Below are 18,227 nucleotides of genomic sequence, written 5' to 3'. Positions count from 1 at the left end.
GGAGTGACGCCACTGGAACAGTTCCTGCACCGCGCCGAAGCCCTGCTGGCGCGGGTCGAAGCGGTGCTGCCGCCCGCGGTGCCGCGCGAGCCGGACTGGAAGCGCAGTTTCGCCTTCCGCTGGCGCAAGCGCCCTGGTGGCGCCGGCGGTGGCGGCAAATACCTGGCGCCGGTGCTGCACGCCTCGACCATCCGGCTCGAGGATTTGCAGCACGTCGACGCCCAGAAACGTGCGATCGAGCAGAACACGAAGCAGTTCGTGCTGCGCCGCCCGGCCAACAATGTGCTGCTGACCGGTGCGCGCGGCACCGGCAAGTCCTCGCTGATCAAGGCCTGCCTGAACGGCTTCGCAAGCGAAGGCCTGCGCCTGATCGAGGTGGACAAGGCCGACCTGGCCGATTTGCCCGACATCGTCGACCTGGTGGCGGGACGGCCGGAGCGCTTCGTGATCTTCTGCGACGACCTGTCCTTCGAGGAAGGCGAGGCCGGCTACAAGGCGCTCAAGGTGGCGCTCGACGGCAGCATTTCGGCGCAGTCGGACAATGTGCTCATTTATGCGACCTCGAACCGGCGCCACCTGATGCCGGAAAAGATGTCGGACAACGCCGGCTACACCCATGGCGACGACGGCGACCTGCATCCGGGCGAGACGGTCGAAGAGAAGATCTCGCTGTCGGAACGCTTCGGCCTGTGGCTTTCCTTCTACCCCTTCAGGCAGGACGACTACCTGGGCATCGTCGCCCACTGGCTGGCCAGCTTCGGCTGCACGCCGGAGGAAATCGAATCGGCGAGGATGGAGGCGCTGCAGTGGGCGCTGCAACGCGGTTCGCGTTCGGGCCGGGTGGCGTGGCAATTTGCGAAGGACTACGCCGGCAGGCTGCCGGATCAAGAAACCAATGAGTGAAGCAGTAAAAGCAAAACCGGTCGACGTCGCAGTCGGCATCCTGATGCGCCCCAACGGCGACGTGCTGCTGGGCCAGCGTCCGGAAGGCAAGCCCTATGCCGGCTACTGGGAATTCCCGGGCGGGAAAGTCGAACCGGGCGAAGACATCTTCCACGCGCTGCAGCGCGAGTTTGTCGAGGAGCTGGGCGTGCGCCCGCTCAGCGGCGAGGCCTGGTGCTGCGTCGAGCATGTGTACGAGCATGCGCACGTGCGCCTGTATTTCTACATCTGCCGCGAATGGGAAGGCGAGCCGCAAAGCCTGGAAGGGCAGGCCTTCGCATGGCAGGGAGGGTACAGCGTCAGTCCATTATTGCCGGCGACGATACCCTTGCTGGAGTGGCTGGATAAGGTGCGTTACGCGACGCCGGAGTAGCCCAGCATAACTTAGTACCGCCCCCTCGGCACGTCATCCCGGCGAAGGCCGGGATCCAATTTCGTCGATATGCCGCGAAAGTCAAATTGGGTTCCGGCCTTCGCCGGAAGTCGTAGCCGCCAGTGGCGGGTACGACGGTCTTAGGGTTAGCTAAAGAACAGCGGAACCGTAATGCCGCTCGCGCTGTTACTGGTGCTCAGTCGTCCGTCGGCTTGTCGTCCTGGGGATCGTTCGGCGCCGCGCCGGGAATCGTGTACTTTTCTTCGGCCCAGGCGCCCAGGTCGATCTGCTTGCAGCGTTCCGAGCAGAACGGGCGGTACTTGTTCGCCGGGGTCCATTCGACCTTCTTGCCGCAGGTCGGGCAGGCTACAACAGTCATCTTCGTCTCAATCGTTGAATCAGAAATTACACAGGGTCAGGTTGAAGGGCACGTCTGTTTCCAGCGCCTTCGGCTTGCAGTCCCCGTCCTGGGTGGTGAAGCGAACCCACAGCATATACTTGTTGGCCGAGATTTCGGGAATCGCGCCAAGCGAATCGTCGATCGACAGGCGCAGCATCTGGTAGACCTTTCCCTGCAGCATCTGCTGGTAGCTGCCTCCCACGGCGATCATCTTGGCCGGGCCGCCGGAATCGCGCAGCAGGCGCAGCACCAGGGCCAGGGCCTCGAACAGCGGCGCCAGCGGGGCGAACCAGCCCATGATATCCGATTGGCGCTGCTGCGCGGGTCGGTGCTGCCAGGCGTAATACGAGGGCAGGTCGAACTCGCAGGCGCCGCCCGGGATGATGGTGCGGCCGCGGATGCTCATCAGCCATTCGTTGTCGCGCACGTTCTGGCCGGTCTTGCCCTGGCTTGCCACCAGCGCGCCGCTGACGGCGTCCAGCTCGGCCAGCACGGCGTCGAGCGTCTCGGTGGCGACATTGGGATTGCTGCGGTAGGACAGCAGGCTCTGCTTTTGACGCTCGAGCTCCTGCAGCAGGTCGGACTTCAGGTCGGCACGCCCGGCCACTTCCAGCATGTCGAAGATCGTGGCGAGGGCCACGTGGTGCTGCATCGGGTGCTCTTGTTGCACAAAGAACTTGAACTTCTCGTACAAATCTTCCAGCCGCAACAACGTGCGAATCCGCTCGTTGAAAGGATATTCGTAGACGATCAAAATGACATTCCTCTGAATGTAGGCTGGCGAGCAACCCCGTGATTCTGAACCATGCTGCGCAAAATTACAAATCCCGCATTGACCTAATTCAATTGATTTTCAAGTTCGTTTGCTCTGGGATAAATACATTGCGTGCAAAATCTCGACTTGCGGGCGTAAAGCGTCCAGTCCGTCGTCGTTGACGATGATGTCGTCGGCCGCCGCGCGGCGCTGTTCGCGGGTGACCTGGGCGGCCATGATGGCGCGTACCTGTGCCTCGGTGATGCCGCTGCGCGCCATCACCCGCGCCACCTGCAGCTCCTCGGGGCAGTCGATCGCCAGCACCCGGGTGACGCGCTCGCGCCAGGTGCCCGATTCGATCAGGAGGGGCACGACGAAGATCACGTAGTCGCCGCCGGCGATGGCGGCCGCGGCCGCGGTGGCCTCGCGGATGCGCGGGTGCAGGATGGCCTCGAGCCGGGCGCGCGCCGTGGCGTCGCTGAACACGAGGGCGCGCATCCTGGCCCGGTCGAGCGCCCCCTCGGGGGTGGCGAAGTCCTCGCCGAACTCGGCGAGCAGGGCCGGCATCGCCGCGCCGTGCGGGGCGGTGAGCGCGTGGGCGATCTGGTCGGTATCGATGACCGAGGCGCCGAGGGCCGCGAACATGTCGGCCACGGTGCTCTTGCCGCAGCCGATGCCGCCGGTCAGGCCGACCGAGAAAGCGAGCTGATGTGCGGTGTCCATCTCAGCCGGTCACGACGGCTTGCAACTGGGCGCTGATGGCGCTGCCGTAGAGCAGGGCGATCAGGCCGGCCGCCGCCAGGTAGGGGCCGAAGGGAATCGGCTTGTCGCGGCCGCGCTTGGCGAACACGATCAGGCTGATGCCGACGATCGCGCCGACCACCGAGGACAGCAGGATGATGGTCGGCAGCATCTGCCAGCCGAGCCAGGCGCCGAGCGCCGCCAGCAGCTTGAAGTCGCCGTAGCCCATGCCTTCCTTGCCGGTGACGAGCTTGAACAGCCAGTACACCGACCACAGCACCAGGTAGCCGGCGGCGGCGCCGACCACGGCGTCCTGCAGGGGCACGAAGGTGCCGTGCAGGTTCACCAGCAGGCCGGCCCACAGCAGGGGATAGGTCAGGTCGTCCGGCAGCAGCTGGGTGTCGATGTCGATGAAGGTCATCGCCACCAGCAGGAACAGGAACAGCAGGGTCGCCAGGCCGGCCAGGCCGCTGCCGAAGGTCCACACCAGCACGCCCGCCAGGATGCCGGTCAGCAGCTCGACCGCCGGGTAGCGCGCCGAGATCGGCGCCTTGCACTTGCGGCACTTGCCGCGCAGGGCCAGCCAGCTGATGACCGGGATGTTTTCCAGTGCCGTGATCTGGTGGCCGCAGTGCGGGCAGCTTGACCTCGGCACCATCAGGTTGTAGCGGTCGGTATGCGGCGGCTCCTTGCCGCTCTCCTGCGCCACGTAATTGTCGGATTCGCGCTGCATCATCTTCGGAATCCGGTGGATGACCACGTTCAGGAAGCTGCCGACGAGCAGCCCGAACAGGGCGGCCACCAGGGTGGCGCTGAGTGTGGCCGGCGGGGCAAACAGCAGGGATTCCAGGGGCATGGCGGCAGGGTCCGATCAGAAAGCAGGGGCACAAAGCGGGAAAAGATTCTTTACATCAACCTATTGTAGAGGTTTCCCGTGATTTGGCGAAGCATCTGCACCTCGCCGGGAGTGGTGGTGTGGTATGCCGTCCCGGCGCACGATTGTGAGGGATCATGCCCGCTCCGTGGCGCGCGGCTACGCTGGACCTTGATAGAGCGACTCCCGGGTGCCTGCGATGCCACGCGCAACATTTACTTTCCTGAACCATGCCTGTTTCATGGTCCGCACCGACGGTGCCCTCCTGGTGTCCGACCCATGGCTGGAAGGCGCGGTGCTGGGCGAGGCCTGGAGCCTGGTCGACGGCGCTACCAGCCATGCGGCCCTGCTCGACATCCTCAATGCGGCCGGCGTGCCCGTCTATATATGGTGCTCGCGTGCCCAGCCCGACCATTTCTCGCTGCCCTTCCTGCGGCGCTTCCGGAGCGAATTCCGCGGCATCGCTACCTTCCTCTACCGCCCCGGGCGCGACATGCGCATCGGCGAGGAACTGCGGCGCCAGCGCCTGCCGGTAGGCGAATGCCCGGACGGCGTCACCGTGGCGCTGGCCGGTGACCTGCGCCTCACTGCCCTGGCCAACGGCGACGGCGACTCCGCCTGCCTGATCAGTTGCGGCGGCCGCAGCATCCTCAAGCTCGGCGACCGGGCGCTGGCCACCGAGGCCGCCTGTCATGCGGCGGCGCCGCGCATCGGGCGGGCGGCCTCGCGCATCGACCTGCTGCTCACCGGTTTCGGCAGCATGGGCTGGTGCGGTAATCCGGAACAGTTCGCGGTACGCGAGGCGGCAGCCAAGGCGGCGGTGGAGCGCCTGGCGCTGCAGGTCGAGCACTTCCGGCCCCGGCTGGTGGTGCCGATCGCCTCCTTCGCACGTTTCGCGCGGTCCGACAACGTCTGGCTCAACGGCGGCAGGCTGTCGCCGCCCGAGTTGCTCGAGCTGTCGCGGCTGGAAAACCTGCGCGGCGTGATCCGCTTCCTCACACCGGGCAGCAGCATCGACCTGCAGCGCGACACGCCCGGCACGCTCGGGGCCGCGCACGAGCGCGCGCTGGAGCACTGGGCCGAGTGCTGGCGCAAGCGCCCGCCGCCGCTGCCGCGTCCGCCGCAGGCCTCGCTGGGGGAACTGAAGGCGGCCTTCGCGCGCTACCGCGAGCGCATCGCGACCACGATGCATGTGCTGCCGCGCCTGCTCGAGACGGCCGGGCCGCTGCGGCCCCTGCTCGTGCACCTGCCCGATCTGCGCCAGACGGTGGAGCTGTCCTACCGGCACGGTTTTCGCGTGAAGCCGCGCATGGATGATGAACAGCAGACGGCCCACGTGGCGATGTTTTCGGGAACGGCACTGCAGCTGCTGCGCTCCGAGGATGGCTTCGACACGGTGTATGCCGGCGGCTGCTTCTGGACGCTGCGGCGCAGCGGGCTGTCCACATTCGGGCGCTTCTTCCTGCCGCAGCGCATGGGACGGCGCGGGGCCGACCGCCACCGGCCGCTCAGGATGGGCGGCTACCTGTGGCGGGCGCTGATGGGAAGGATGGCAAGGCAGTTGCAGGCGGCACTGCGCTGAACGCCGCCCCGGGGCGCCGTGTGCGCCCGCGTGGAGCGCTCAGCGCGCGTAGCTGGGACGCTTCGCGTCGTAGGTCCAGTCCGGGAACAGGTAGCGCATCGCCGTCGCGTCGTCGCGTGCGCCCGACGCCACCTTCTTGTACAGGAGGTGCGCCTGCTCGATGCGCGCCATGTCGGGTTCGATGCCCAGGCCCGGGCGCTCCGGCACCGCCACCTGTCCGCCAACGATCTGTAGCGGCTCGCGCGTCAGGCGCTCTTGGCCCTCCTGCCAGATCCAGTGGGTGTCGATGGCGGTGATCGTGCCGGGCGCCGCGGCGGCGACGTGGGTGAACATGGCCAGCGACACGTCGAAATGGTTGTTCGAATGCGAGCCCCAGGTCAGGCCCCAGTCATGGCACAGCTGGGCCAGGCGCACCGATCCCTGCATGGTCCAGAAATGCGGGTCCGCCAACGGAATGTCGACCGCGCCCAGCAGGTGCGAATGGCCCATCTGGCGCCAGTCGGTGGCGACCATGTTGGTCGCGGTGGGGATGCCGGTGGCACGCTTGAATTCGGCCATGATCTCGCGTCCGGAATAACCCTGCTCGGGGCCGCACGGGTCTTCGGCATAGGCCAGGACATGGCCCTGGCCGCGGCAGGCGGAGACTGCCTCTGCCAAGGACCAGGCGCCGTTCGGGTCGAGCGTCGCGCGCGACTCGGGGAAGCGGCGCTTGATGGCCGCCACCGCCGCAATCTCTTCTTCCGGCCGCATCACGCCGCCCTTGAGCTTGAAGTCGCGAAAGCCATACTTGTCGACGCTGGCCTCGGCCAGGTCGGCGATTCTCTCCGGCGTGAGCGCTTCCTCGGTGCGCAAGCCGTACCAGTCATCCGCGCCGCTGCCGGGAGAATAGGGCAGGTCGGTGCGCTTTCGGTCGCCGATGTAGAACAGGTAGGCCAGCATCGGCACGTGGCTGCGCTGCTGGCCGCCGCCCAGCAGCTCGCAGACCGGCACGCCCAGGTGCTGGCCGAGCAGGTCGAGCAGGGCGGCTTCGACTGCCGTGATCACGTTCTCCAGGCGCAGGTTGATCTCATGCGGCTGCGCCAGGAGGGCGGCTTCCGCTGTTGACGTGACCTGGTGGTTCGGCCCCGCGATGGCGCCGCGCAGCGTGTTCAGCGTGTGCTTGTAGCGGGCGATCGGGGTGCCGCCAACCAGCGGCACGAGGCGCTCCAGCGCGCGCAGGATGCCGCTTGACCCCGGAACCTCACCCATGCCGGTGTTGCCGGCGCTGTCCTTCAGGAGCACCAGGATGCGCGTGAAGTAGGGCGCATGGGCGCCGCACAGGTTGAGCAGCATGCTGTCCATGCCGGCCACCGGGATCACCTGCATCTCGGTGACGGTCGGGCTGGCGTGTCGCTGGATCGGATTCATCGAAGAGTCTCCTTGCAAGCAAGGATGGAACTTGCTCGTAACATTAGTATCAAATAAAATGGTTGCGCTAACATAATCAGTGTGAAGGAATTGCGATGGCGCGTCAATCGATTCTGGCAGCCGCGCTGGCTGCCGTACTGCTGGCCGGATGTGCCGGCGCTCCGCGGCAGCCAGGCGCCTCCCATTGGGTCGCCTCCTGGGGGACGGCGCAGATGGTGCCCGGCGCCGAGCACGAACTGGCGCCCGCCCAGTGGCGCGACGCCACCCTGCGCCAGGTGCTGCGAGTGTCGCTGGGCGGCGAGCGCCTGCGGGTCAGGTTCAGCAATGCCTTCGGCACCGAGCCGCTGGTGATTGGCGGCGCCAGCATCGCGCTGTCGGGCGGGCCGGGCCGCTCCACGATCGACCCGGCCAGCAGCCGGCCCCTGCGCTTCGACGGCGCCGCCTCGGTCACGATCCCGGCCGGCGCCGAGTACCTGAGCGACCCGGTCGACCTGCCTCACAGCGCCGGAAGCGACCTGGCGGTATCGATCCACTACCCGGCCGCCCCAAGCCGCCAGACCAGCCACCCGGGCGCCCGCGCCACCAGTTTCATCGCGCCGGGACAGCAGCTCACGGCTGCCGAGCTGCCGCAGGCATCCAGCTTCACGCGCTGGTACCAGCTGGCCGGGATCGAGGTCGAGGCCGGGCCCGGCGCGCATGCCGTGGTGGCGATCGGCGATTCGATCACCGACGGCTATGGCGTCGCGCCGGACACCAACCTGCGCTGGACCGACGGCCTGGCGACCAGGCTGCGCCAGGCCGGCATGACGGGAGTCGGCGTGGTGAATGCGGGGATCGGCGGCGGCCGCCTGCTGCGCGACGGCCTGGGCCCCAACCTGGTTTCGCGCTTCGAACGCGACGTCCTGGAGCGGTCGGGCGTGCGCCATGCGATCGTCCTGATCGGCGTGAACGACTTCGGCGGCCTGCACCGGAGCGGGCAGGACAGCCCGGCCGCACGCGCGCAGCTGCTGCTTGATATGAAGGAGGCGCTGCGCCAGTCGGCGGCGCGTGCCCAGGCGCGCGGCGTGTGCGTGATCGGCGCCACCATCACCCCTTATGCCGGCAGCGAGTACTACCACCCGAAGGCGCCCAACGAACAGGATCGCCTGGCGTACAACGACTGGATCCGCCGCTCGAACGTGTTCGACGGGGTGATCGACTTCGATGCGGCGCTGCGCGATCCCGCGCGGCCGGATCACCTCCTCAAGGCGTATGACAACGATGGGCTGCATCCGAACATGGCGGGGTACAAGGCGATGGCGGAGGCGGTGCCGCTGGAGCTGCTGAAGGACTGCCGCCGCTGATTCATGCAGGGTGGACGGCTATGCCGTCCGCGCGTTCAGCCAGTGCAAGCGCAGTGGCAGCGCATCCGTGAGTTGAACGCGCGGACGGGAGACCCGTCCACGCTACGCACAACTCAACCGTTACCGGGAGCGTACGGAAAACGCAGCGCGCGGTAATACTCCAGCGACTGCGCCGGCGCCTTCGCCCCGGCCGGCAGCGCCCGTCCCGACACGTGCATGAAATACGCCAGGCAGGCATCGCGCCACCACTGCGCCTCGGCGCGCTGCTGGGCCAGGCGCTGGGCGGTGTCGTTCCAGCGCTGGGCGTCCACCACCCCACGCAGCCCATTCCAGCGTTCTTGCATGCGCCCGACCTCGAGCACACCGCGGTCGTAGCGCGCCACCAGCTCTTCCCACAGCGTGCGGTTTGAAGGCATGCGGTAGTCCCAGGGCAGGTGGTGGAACCACAGCAGCAGTTCGGGCGGCGTGGTGGCCGGGTTGGAGAAGCGGCGCGCGACTTCTGACGCGTACTGGCTGACTGCATTGCTGCCGCGCGCCGTGCGGTCGAAGCCGATGCCGTCGCGGCCGGCGCGGTGGTAGTACACCGGGTTCCAGTCGGGACGCTCCAGGTTGTCCACCCAGGGGCCCGGGCCATGGTGGTGGCCGGTGTCCATCAGGTGGTGCAGGCCGAGCGGCGTCATGTAGTCGACCACTGCCTCGCGCGAAGCCATCATCATCGCGACCACCGGGTCGAGCACCTGCCTGTCCGGCGAGAAGGTCTGCGCCGCCCACTCGCGCGCCACGGCGCCGGCGTCCAGCATCGGATCCCAGGCCATGCGTCCGAACACGTACCAGTTGGCCTGATCGAAGACCGAGCCGGACCAGCTACGGCTGCTGCCGATATTCGCCACGCCGGCGATGCCGCCGACGCGTCCCTTCTGCGCGCCCTGCAATGCCTGGGTCACGGTGAGAGCCTGACCGCCGGCGCGGGTGTCGGCGCGCAGGGTCTCCTGGAACATCGGGCCGAGGTAGGCCTGGTGGGTGGCGAAACCGAGATACTCCTTGGTGATCTGGAATTCCATCATCAGGCGCGTGTCCGGCATGGCGCCGAACAGCGGATGGAAGGGCTCGCGCGGCTGGAAGTCGATCGCGCCGTTCTTCACCTGCACCAGCACGTTGGGGTCGAACTTGCCGTCCAGCGGCTTGAACTGGTCGTAGGCGTGGGCGGCGCGGTCGTGCTTCGAATCGTCCCCCAGGCCCTTGCGCTTGCGCGCCTCGGGCGGCTCGTACACGAAGGCACGCCACATCACGGTGCCGCCATGCGGCGCCAGCGCGCGCGCCAGCATGTTGGCGCCGTCGACGTGGTTGCGGCCGTAGTCCTGCGGGCCGGGCTGGCCTTCCGAGTTGGCCTTCACCAGGAAACCGCCGAAGTCGGGGATGCTGCGGTAGATATCCTCGGTCTTGCGGCGCCACCAGGCGGCCACCGCCGGGTCGAGCGGATCGGCAGTGGCGGTCTCGCGCAGGTCCAGCGGGGTCGACCAGCGCACCGAGAGGAACACCCGGATGCCGTAGGGGCGCAGGACCTTCGCGACCGCGGCGGCCTTGGCGATGAAGGCCGGGCTCAGTACCTCGGCCTTGGCATTGACGTTGTTCAGCACCGTGCCGTTGATGCCGAGCGAAGCGTTGGCGCGCGCATAGTCCAGGTAGCGCGGATCGACGATGGCGGGCAGTTCCCACCAGTTCCAGATCGATTGGCCGGCATAGCCGCGTTCGACGCTGCGGTCCAGGTTGTCCCAGTGGTTCAGCACGCGCAGCGGCAGGGCAGGGTTCGAGACCAGCGGACTGCGCACCAGGGAGGCGGCGCTGCCGTCCTGCAGGGCGCGCAGCCAGGCGAAGCTGCCATACAAGAGGCCGATGTCGCTCTCGCAGTGATCAGGAACACGTCTTGGCCCTGCATCCGGGTGCGGGCAAGCAGGTAACCCTCCGGGCCGATGCGGTCCAGGGAGCCGCGCAGCTCGGCAGGCAGCCCGGCGCGCAGGCGGTCGCTGCGCGCCAGCACCACGCTGCCGGCGCGGATGGCGGTGGCAGCCTGCGGCACCCGGCCTAGCATGCCTCCCAGGGCGCGCTGCAGTTCGGTGCGTGCGGCCAGCACGGTCGGGGTCTCGGGCGCCAGCGTGACGATCGCGCTGGCCGGCACTGCGGCTGCCTGGACGGCCGGCAGGGCGCGATAGCGTAGCCAGAGTTGGTAGCCGTCTTCGTCGGCGCGGGCGGCGGCTGCGAACATGGCGCCCAGCAGCAAGGCTGCCAGGGCGCGAACCAGCACGGATGCGAGGGATCGCTGCAAGATAGTCTCCGTCGTTTTGTTGTCCGGCCTAGCTGCGCCCGACGTATGTTGGAATCCGGATGTTAGCGCAAACTTTTTCAAACAGTAACTAATTTCGCGTGTGCGCCACGCTTTTTCTGCGGTTGTCTTCGCAGCAAATATATTAGTTGACAAGTATAAAAGTTGAAGTTTAGACTAAAAATGATTGCGATAACATTTATGTTATTCAAAATGTTGATCGCGTCGCCGACAACATATTGCATAAAAATACTCAGGAGACAATCATGGTCCAGCAGCGATTCCTGCGCCCCGGTCATACCGGCGGCCGCATTCTTCAACTGACCATCCTCGCCGGGCTGGTTTCGGCAGCGTACGCGCAGGAGGCGCCAAGTGCCCAGGGCTCGATCCAGACCGTGCAGGTGACCGGCTACCGCGGCAGCCTGGAAACCTCGGCGCGCGACAAGCGCGAAGCCACAGGCTTCCAGGATTCGATCTTCGCCGAGGACCTCGGCAAATTCCCCGACACGAACATCGCCGAATCGCTCAACCGCATCCCGGGCGTGCAGGTGTCGCGCGAGATCACGGGCGAGGGCGTCAACATCCAGATCCGCGGCCTGGGCACCAGCTTCACCAAGGTCCTGCTGAACGGCGCCCCGATCGCGGTGGCCTCCACCGGCAGCACCGACAGCCAGAACACCAACCGCGAGGTCGACCTCGACCTGCTGCCCACCGACCTGTTCACCAAGCTTACCGTCAGCAAGAGCCCGTCGGCGTCGCTGCTCGAAGGCGGCGCCGCCGGCGTGGTCGACATGCGCAGCGCGCGTCCCTTCGACCACAAGGGCAGCTACGTATCCGCCAACCTGGGCGGCACCCGCAACCAGGTCGCCGGCAAGTGGGGCAACCGCGGCTCGGTCCTGGCCAGCAAGACCTTCAACAACACCTGGGGCATCCTGGGCGGCGTCGCCTGGAACAAGTCCAAGGTGCAGGCCACCGGCTACGAGACTATCGGCCTGACCAACCCGAACCTGACCGCGGCCCAGAACAGCAGCCCGACCCGCAACAACACCGGCGGCGGCAACTGGACCATCCCGGCGACCGTCCCGAGCAATGCCGGCAACGGCCTGACCCCGGGCGCCGCCATCGACCAGGCCTTGCTGCTGGCCCGTAACCCGGGCCTCTCCATCCAGCAGATCGACAACGCCCTGATTCCGCGCCTGGGTCGCCAGATGGCGCAGTACGGCGACAAGGACAAGGTCACCGCGATCCTGTCCGGTGAGTTCCGTCCGAGCGCCGGCCTGCACTTCTACGTCGATACCATGTACAGCGAGAAGGACAACGACCTGCAGCGCATCGATACCAACTGGATCGGCCGCAACGGCGCCATCATCCCGCTGGACATGAAGGTCGACCGCAGCGACTGCGCCAACGGCTGCGTGGTCGAAAGCGGCACCTTCGCAAACGCCCAGTTCTTTGCCGAATACCGTCCCTATATGGAGAAGGTGCGCCTGAAGGGCGTCAACCCGGGCATGGAATGGCAGCTCGGCGAGAAGCTCAAGCTGAACGCCCAGCTGAACTACACCAAGTCGGAGTTCTCGCGCGAGTCGCCCACCGTGCTGCCGGTCACGCCGGTCAACGCGGGCAATACCGTGAGCTTCACCAATGGACCGATCCCGCGCATCGTCAGCTCGATGGACATCACGAATCCGGCCAACTACCGGCTCGACACCGCCAACGGCGCACGCGTCAACCTGCAGCAGGAGCTGCGCGAGACCAGCACCAAGGGCTTGCGTTCCGACCTGACCTGGGGCGACAGCGACTTCAGCGTGAAGGGTGGCTTCGCCTACGACGACATCCTGCGCCGCATCACCGCGCGCGACAACTCGACCGCCTGGCAGAACCTGATCTGCGGTAACGTGGCCGGCTGCCAGGGTGCGGGCACGATCGGCGCGCGCGTGGGCGAGTACCTGCGCCGCGGCCCGAACGGCCTGATCGAAGTCGACTGGCAGCGCTTCGCGGGCGACACCAACTACCAGCAGCTGCTCGACCAGGCGCCGATCACCGGCGCGGCCAATACCGGCGCGGCCACCGGCTTCATCCAGGAGAAGACCAAGGGCGTGTTCCTGCAAGCCGACGGCGTCACCCGGCTGGTGGGCTACCAGCTGCGCTACAACGCCGGCGTGCGCTACGTGCGCACCGAACAGAGCGTGGGGGCCTACAACTCGGTGGCCGACCCGCGCAACGCCAGCCTGCCGGCCGGCGCCACACCCTTCCCGAACGTGAACCAGTGGGTCTACGTCGACAAGACCTACAGCAATACGCTGCCGTCGGCCAGCGCCGCCCTCGACCTGGCGAAGAACGTGGTGCTGCGCGCCTCGGCCTCGCGCTCGATGACCCGCGCCAATCCGGAGGCCCTGCGTCCGGGCATCAACTTCTCGAACCCATCGGCCGACATCGGCAGCCTGGGCGCACCGAACCTGGCGCCCTATATCTCGGACAACCTGGACTTCGGCGTCGAGTGGTACACCGGACGTGAAGGCTATGTCGCGGCCACGGTGTTCCAGAAGACGCTGAACGGCTTCACGGTCAACCAGAACAATACCTTGCCCTTCAGCGCGCTGGCCCAGTACGGCGTCACCTACGAGAGCGTGACCCCCACCATGCAGCAGGCGCTCGACGCCCGCGGCGGTCCCGCCAACGCCAACGTGGTGATGACTTCGCAGCGCAACGCCGGCGGCGAACTGAAGATCAAGGGCCTGGAGCTGGGCTGGGTGCAGCCGCTCGACAAGCTGCTGCCGTGGCGCGGCTTCGGCTTCTCGGAAACCCTGACCCTGATCGACCAGAAGGCGACCGGCGAAGGCACCCAGGGCTTCGTGGCGCTGGGCGTGCCGAAGAAGAGCAACAACTTCCAGCTCTACTACGAGAACCATGGCTTCATGGCGCGCCTGTCGCACACCTATTCGCAGGGCAGCCAGATCTCGGGCCTGAACCAGAACGGCATCGCCGCCGCGGCCTTGTACAGCGACGACTTCAAGCAGCTCGACTTCTCGTCGCAGTTCGACCTCGAGAAGCTGCTCGACCGCGACGGCCTGCCGACCCTGACCTTCGACGTGGTGAACGCGACCGACACCGTGCGCCGCGCCTACTTCCAGTTCTCGAACGCCACCTTCACCAGCTACAAGCCGGGCCGCACCATCTCGGTCGGCATGCGCATGAAGTTCTGATGTACCTTGCCTCGCGCAGCCTGGCGAGGCAAGGAAGAAACGACAAAGGGCGCCATCGGCGCCCTTTGTCCTTGCTGGCCAGCGGATGCTAGCGTTCGCCGTACGGCGAGATCGTGAGGATATTCCCCTGGTCGTCGTAGTGCAGCTCGGTGACCTTCACGCTGCGCAGGTGGGTCACGCCTTCCGACAGGCTGCTGTCGTGGTAGAACAGGTAGCTGCGTCCTTCGAACTCGCAGATCGAATGGTGGGTGGTCCAGCCGATCACCGGCGTCATGATCTGGCCACGGTAAGTGAAGGGACCGTAGGGGCTGTCGCCGACCGCATAGCAGAGCAGGTGGGTATTGCCCGTCGAGTAGGAGAAGTAATACTTGCCGTCGTGCCGGTGCAGCCAGGGCGCCTCGAAATAGCGGCGCTCGTGGTCGCCGGCGAGCATGGGCTGGCCGTTCTCGTCGAGGATGAGGACCGCGCGCGGGCTTTCCGCGAACTGCGTCATGTCGGACGTGAGCCGCGCCACGCGCGGGGCCAGCGCTTCCTGGCTCGCATCCGGCTCTTCGTTGGCCGCGTCATAGGCATTGTCGCGGTACTTCTGCAGCTGTCCGCCCCAGATCCCGCCGAAGTACATGTAGAAGGCGCCGTCGACGTCTTCGAAGACGGCCGGATCGATCGAATAGCTGCCTTCGATCGGCTTGGGCTCGGGCACGAAGGGGCCGGCCGGGTGCTCGCTCACGGCGACGCCGATCTGGAAGATGCCGTCGGGGCGCTTGGCCGGGAAGTACAGGTAGTACTTGCCGTCCTTGCAGGCCGCGTCCGGCGCCCACATCTGGCGTTCGGCCCAGGGCACGTCCTTCACGTGGAGGGCGACGCCGTGGTCGACCGCTTCGCCGCCCGGATGGTCGAGCGAGAGGACGTGGTAGTCCTCCATCGCGAAATGGTCGCCGTTGTCGTTGAAGGGGATGCCGGCCTCGATGTCGTGCGAGGGATAGATGTAGATCCTGCCGTCGAAGACATGGGCGGAAGGGTCGGCGGTATAGATGTGGGTGACGAGCGGAGCGGAAATGGCGCGCGCCTTCAGTTCCTGCACGTGCTCGGTGTCGATGACTTCGGACATATGGTTGGGACCTGTTTGTCGTTGAAAGAAGAATCAGTGCTGGGCGGCGGCGCGGCGGTCGCCGAGATCGCGCTCGATCTGCAGCTCGACCGACTTGCGGATGTCGTACAAGGCCAGGCTGGCGACGCCGAGCAGGAAGGGAATCGAGGCCCACACGCTGACCGACAGCAGGATGCCGTTGGCCGTCTCGGGCGCCTGGGCCGGCAGCGACGCGTCATACCCATAGTGGGACAGCAGGGCCGCGACCAGGGCGCCGCCGATGCTCAGGCCCGCCTTGAGGCCGAAGATCATTGCCGAGAACAGCAGGGCGGTGGCGCGCCGGTTGTTCTTCCATTCCGAGTAGTCGGCGACGTCGGCGATCATGGCCCACAGCAGCGGGATCGTGATGCCGTAGAAGAAGCCGTGCAGCAGCTGGCACAGGAAGACCGGGCCGATGGATTCGGGAGGGAAGAAGTACAGGGCCAGCATGAAGACGGTCGAGACCAGCAGCGCGGCGCCGAACACGTCGCGCTTGCCGAAGCGGTCCGCCAGCGGCTTGGAAAAGCCGATCCCGATGATCATCATGATGATGCCGACCGCATTGAACACGCTGAAGCCCGAGGTGGCGGCATCTTTCGGCCAGTGGAAGGCGGTCAGGCCGACGCTGGCGAGCAGCGCGTTCAGCCCGGCGATGAAGCCGTTGAAGCCGATGTTCTCGAGGAAGGCCGCGAGGTGCGTTTCGCTCAGGTAGGAGTTGAAGTAGTAGACGTAGGTGCCGCCTTTCAGGGCCAGCGTGATGAACACCAGGATGGTCAGCACCAGCATCACGACCCAGGGGCGGTTGCCCAGCAGGTCCACGATGTCCTGGCGGATGCTGGAGCGCTGCGTCGGCGCCGGCACCACCCGCTCGCGGGTGGTGAAGAAGGTGATCAGGAAGAAGACGGTGCCGACGATCGCGAACACGGTCATCACGTTCTGGAAGCCGAGCGCCTTGTCGCCGCCGCCGGCGATCAGCACCAGCGGCAGCAACAGGACCTGGATGATGAACTGGGCGACCATCACGGCGGTGAAGCGGTAGGCCGACAGGCTGTTGCGCTCGGCCATATTGCCGGTCAGGACGCCGCTCAGGGCCGAGTAGGGCAGGTTGTTGGCCGAGTAGACCAGCATCAGCAAGATGTAGGTCAGCAGCGCATAGACGATCTTGCCCTGCTCCCCGAGATCGGGCGTGCTGAAGGCCAGCAGCGCGGTGAGACCGAAGGGAATCGAGGTCCACAGGATCCAGGGACGGAACTTGCCCCAGCGGGTGCGGGTGCGGTCCGCCAGCAGGCCCATCATCGGGTTGAAGCAGGCGCCGACGATGCCGCCGATGAAGATGACCGAGGCCGCCGCGCTCGGCGCCAGCTTGTACACGTCCGTGTAGAAGAAGGCGATGAAGGTCAGGAGGGTCTGGAAGATCAGGTTGGCGGCAAGGTCGCCCAGGCTGTAGCCGAGCTTTTCGACTACTCCCAGCCGTGCAGGGGTCGCTTTTGGAATGCTCATGATGTCTCGGATATCGTTATAAGTCAGGCGTCTGATGCGCCGGAACCAGTCGCTACCATTTATATATCACTAAATGATAGCGCTAGCATTTATCCGAGTATGGCTGAGGCTTAGTACGGAGTCAACTGCCGAGAAGGCTGGAAACGAGCCGGCGGCACGGTCGGCGCTGTTTGCTTCGCGCCTGCCCGTGCCGCCGTGTGGGTGTGCTGCTGGTTAGCCCGCTACCGCCGGCGGGTCATTCCGGGTCTTCCACAGCGAGTACAGGATGCCCGAGGCGAGCAGCAGTCCCGTCACCGCCAGCGACAGCGCCGCCGGCACCTTGCCGCCGAAGACGAAGTCGCCCAGGAAGATCTTCGAGCCGATGAAGACCAGCACCGCGGCCAGCGAGTACTTCAGGTAGTGGAAGCGCGCCACCATCGCCGCCAGCGCGAAGTACAGCGCACGCAGGCCCAGCACCGCGAAGATGTTCGAGGTGTAGACGACGAACGGGTCGCTGGTGATCGCGAAGATCGCGGGCACGCTGTCGACTGCGAACACCACGTCGGTGATCTCCACCATGCATAGCGCCAGGAACAGCGGCGTCGCCCACAGCAGGGTCTTGCCGGGTTGCGCCGGGTCCGGCTGGCGCACCAGGAAGTGGTTGCCGTGCAGGTCGGGCGTGATGCGCATGTGGCCCTTCAGCCAGGACAGCACCTTGCTTTCGCGGATGTCGTCGCTGTCGGTATCCACGAAAAACATCTTGATGCCGGTGAAGACCAGGAAGGCGCCGAAGATGTACAGGGTCCAGTAATAGCTTTCCACCAGGGCGGTGCCGGCGCCGATCATGATGCCGCGCGTGATGATCACACCCATGATGCCCCAGAACAGCACGCGGTGCTGGTAGAGCGGCGGGATCGCCAGGGTGGCGAAGATCAGCGAGATCACGAAGATGTTATCCAGCGACAGGCTCTTCTCGATCAGGAAGCCCGTATAGAAGTGCATGCCTTTTTCGCTGCCGAACTCATGCCAGACCCACAGGCCGAACAGCAGGCCCGCGGCGATGTACAGCGCCGACAGTCTCAGGCTTTCCTTGACCCCGATGACGTGGTCCTTCTTGTTCAGCACGCCAAGGTCGAAGGCCAGCAGCACCACGACGATGGTGAGGAACACCAGCCAGGACCAGGCCGGCGTGCCGAGCCAGAGGGTAGTGAGGAAGTCCATGATGTTCTCCGCTTAAGAAAAGGCGGCCTCAGGTGGCGAGGGCCGCGGTGGTGAAGGAATCCTCGGCATCGATCTGGCCGAACCAGGCGCGCGCCGCGCGTCGCACCAGCGTCGCTTCGCGGCCGTCGAGGTGGCCGTCGGCGTGGATGATGTCGACCATGGTCCTCCACACGCGGATCTGCAGCAGCGGATCGCGCAGGTCGAGCAGCAGGGCGTCCATCAGGCGCGGGTCGATCTCGACCATGCCGGCGCGGCGGTTGGCCGCGGCATCGAGCAGGTCTTCGCACAGCTCGCGCAGGGTGCGGTCGAAGGTGTCGTCGTCGATCTGCACCTGTTCCAGGTATGTGGAGTGGTGCATGGCGCTCACCTCGGCGGGGCTCAGGTGGCCGTCGACGATCATGGTCAGGGCCAGGATGCGGCTGACGGCTTCGGGACTGTTGGTTTGATAAGCGTGCATGGTGA

Annotated in this window: 16 protein-coding genes; 5 read left to right on the top strand and 11 right to left on the bottom strand. The window is 66.3% G+C overall.

Annotated elements, in window-relative coordinates; genetic code table 11:
- Nucleotides 1–3 precede the first annotated feature (3 nt).
- Together B2R83_RS13260 and B2R83_RS13255 are read left to right on the top strand one after the other, a co-directional pair.
- Nucleotides 4–903 carry an ATP-binding protein gene (locus B2R83_RS13260; RefSeq protein WP_292042020.1) on the top strand — a complete coding sequence of 300 codons (900 nt, stop codon included), beginning with the start codon at nucleotides 4–6 and terminating at the stop codon, nucleotides 901–903.
- Complete coding sequence (locus tag B2R83_RS13255) at nucleotides 896–1,315, top strand: NUDIX domain-containing protein (protein WP_292042017.1); 420 nt, start codon at nucleotides 896–898, stop codon at nucleotides 1,313–1,315. The genes B2R83_RS13260 and B2R83_RS13255 overlap by 8 nt, the downstream gene beginning before the upstream one ends.
- A 196-nt stretch (nucleotides 1,316–1,511) precedes the next feature.
- Here B2R83_RS13255 and yacG read toward each other — a convergent pair whose 3' ends face one another.
- From yacG to B2R83_RS13235, 4 genes are all read right to left on the bottom strand, one after another.
- A complete protein-coding gene (gene yacG, locus B2R83_RS13250) occupies nucleotides 1,512–1,694 on the bottom strand; it encodes a DNA gyrase inhibitor YacG (protein ID WP_292042014.1) in 183 nt (60 codons plus the stop codon).
- A gap of 19 nt (nucleotides 1,695–1,713) precedes the next feature.
- On the bottom strand, nucleotides 1,714–2,469 hold the full coding sequence (gene zapD, locus B2R83_RS13245) for a cell division protein ZapD (RefSeq protein WP_209587917.1): 756 nt from the start codon (nucleotides 2,467–2,469) through the stop codon (nucleotides 1,714–1,716).
- A 99-nt stretch (nucleotides 2,470–2,568) separates the two neighbouring features.
- Nucleotides 2,569–3,192, bottom strand: a complete 624-nt coding sequence (gene coaE, locus B2R83_RS13240; protein WP_292042009.1) for a dephospho-CoA kinase — start codon at nucleotides 3,190–3,192, stop codon at nucleotides 2,569–2,571.
- Between the two features lies 1 nt (nucleotide 3,193).
- Complete coding sequence (locus tag B2R83_RS13235; RefSeq protein WP_292042003.1) at nucleotides 3,194–4,066, bottom strand: prepilin peptidase; 873 nt, start codon at nucleotides 4,064–4,066, stop codon at nucleotides 3,194–3,196.
- A 259-nt stretch (nucleotides 4,067–4,325) separates the two neighbouring features.
- On the opposite strand from B2R83_RS13235, the gene B2R83_RS13230 reads away from it, so the two are divergent.
- The gene (locus B2R83_RS13230) at nucleotides 4,326–5,666 is read left to right on the top strand and encodes a hypothetical protein (protein WP_292041993.1); all 1,341 of its coding nucleotides are present in this window, start codon (nucleotides 4,326–4,328) and stop codon (nucleotides 5,664–5,666) included.
- Nucleotides 5,667–5,705: 39 nt separating this feature from the next.
- Here the strand turns inward: B2R83_RS13230 and B2R83_RS13225 are convergent, their stop codons facing one another.
- A complete protein-coding gene (locus tag B2R83_RS13225; RefSeq protein WP_292041991.1) occupies nucleotides 5,706–7,073 on the bottom strand; it encodes an enolase C-terminal domain-like protein in 1,368 nt (455 codons plus the stop codon).
- Between the two features lie 95 nt (nucleotides 7,074–7,168).
- Between B2R83_RS13225 and B2R83_RS13220 the strand changes: the two genes are divergently transcribed.
- Nucleotides 7,169–8,416 (top strand): SGNH/GDSL hydrolase family protein, encoded by a 1,248-nt coding sequence (locus tag B2R83_RS13220; RefSeq protein WP_292041990.1) that lies wholly within the window; start codon nucleotides 7,169–7,171, stop codon nucleotides 8,414–8,416.
- 113 nt (nucleotides 8,417–8,529) lie between these two features.
- Here the strand turns inward: B2R83_RS13220 and B2R83_RS13215 are convergent, their stop codons facing one another.
- Both B2R83_RS13215 and B2R83_RS13210 read right to left on the bottom strand, forming a co-directional pair.
- Entirely contained in the window at nucleotides 8,530–10,302 is a 1,773-nt protein-coding gene (locus tag B2R83_RS13215; protein ID WP_292041988.1) for an alpha-glucuronidase, read from the bottom strand.
- Entirely contained in the window at nucleotides 10,197–10,739 is a 543-nt protein-coding gene (locus B2R83_RS13210) for an alpha-glucuronidase family glycosyl hydrolase (RefSeq protein WP_292041985.1), read from the bottom strand. The genes B2R83_RS13215 and B2R83_RS13210 overlap by 106 nt, the downstream gene beginning before the upstream one ends.
- A 263-nt stretch (nucleotides 10,740–11,002) precedes the next feature.
- On the opposite strand from B2R83_RS13210, the gene B2R83_RS13205 reads away from it, so the two are divergent.
- A complete protein-coding gene (locus B2R83_RS13205) occupies nucleotides 11,003–13,939 on the top strand; it encodes a TonB-dependent receptor (protein ID WP_292041983.1) in 2,937 nt (978 codons plus the stop codon).
- Nucleotides 13,940–14,027: 88 nt separating this feature from the next.
- Here the strand turns inward: B2R83_RS13205 and B2R83_RS13200 are convergent, their stop codons facing one another.
- From B2R83_RS13200 to B2R83_RS13185, 4 genes are all read right to left on the bottom strand, one after another.
- Nucleotides 14,028–15,047 (bottom strand): glycoside hydrolase family 43 protein, encoded by a 1,020-nt coding sequence (locus B2R83_RS13200; protein ID WP_292041981.1) that lies wholly within the window; start codon nucleotides 15,045–15,047, stop codon nucleotides 14,028–14,030.
- A gap of 33 nt (nucleotides 15,048–15,080) precedes the next feature.
- Complete coding sequence (locus tag B2R83_RS13195) at nucleotides 15,081–16,565, bottom strand: MFS transporter (protein ID WP_292041979.1); 1,485 nt, start codon at nucleotides 16,563–16,565, stop codon at nucleotides 15,081–15,083.
- A 213-nt stretch (nucleotides 16,566–16,778) separates the two neighbouring features.
- Entirely contained in the window at nucleotides 16,779–17,765 is a 987-nt protein-coding gene (locus tag B2R83_RS13190; RefSeq protein WP_292041977.1) for a TerC family protein, read from the bottom strand.
- Nucleotides 17,766–17,793: 28 nt separating this feature from the next.
- Nucleotides 17,794–18,222, bottom strand: a complete 429-nt coding sequence (locus tag B2R83_RS13185) for a TerB family tellurite resistance protein (protein ID WP_292041974.1) — start codon at nucleotides 18,220–18,222, stop codon at nucleotides 17,794–17,796.
- Nucleotides 18,223–18,227: the final 5 nt, after the last annotated feature.

It is taken from the genome of Massilia sp. UBA6681 (assembly GCF_002454935.1).
Classification (GTDB): Bacteria; Pseudomonadota; Gammaproteobacteria; order Burkholderiales; family Burkholderiaceae_D; genus Telluria; species Telluria varians.
Note: the sequence above shows the minus strand (reverse complement) of the source record. Positions and strands in the feature narration are given on the sequence as shown.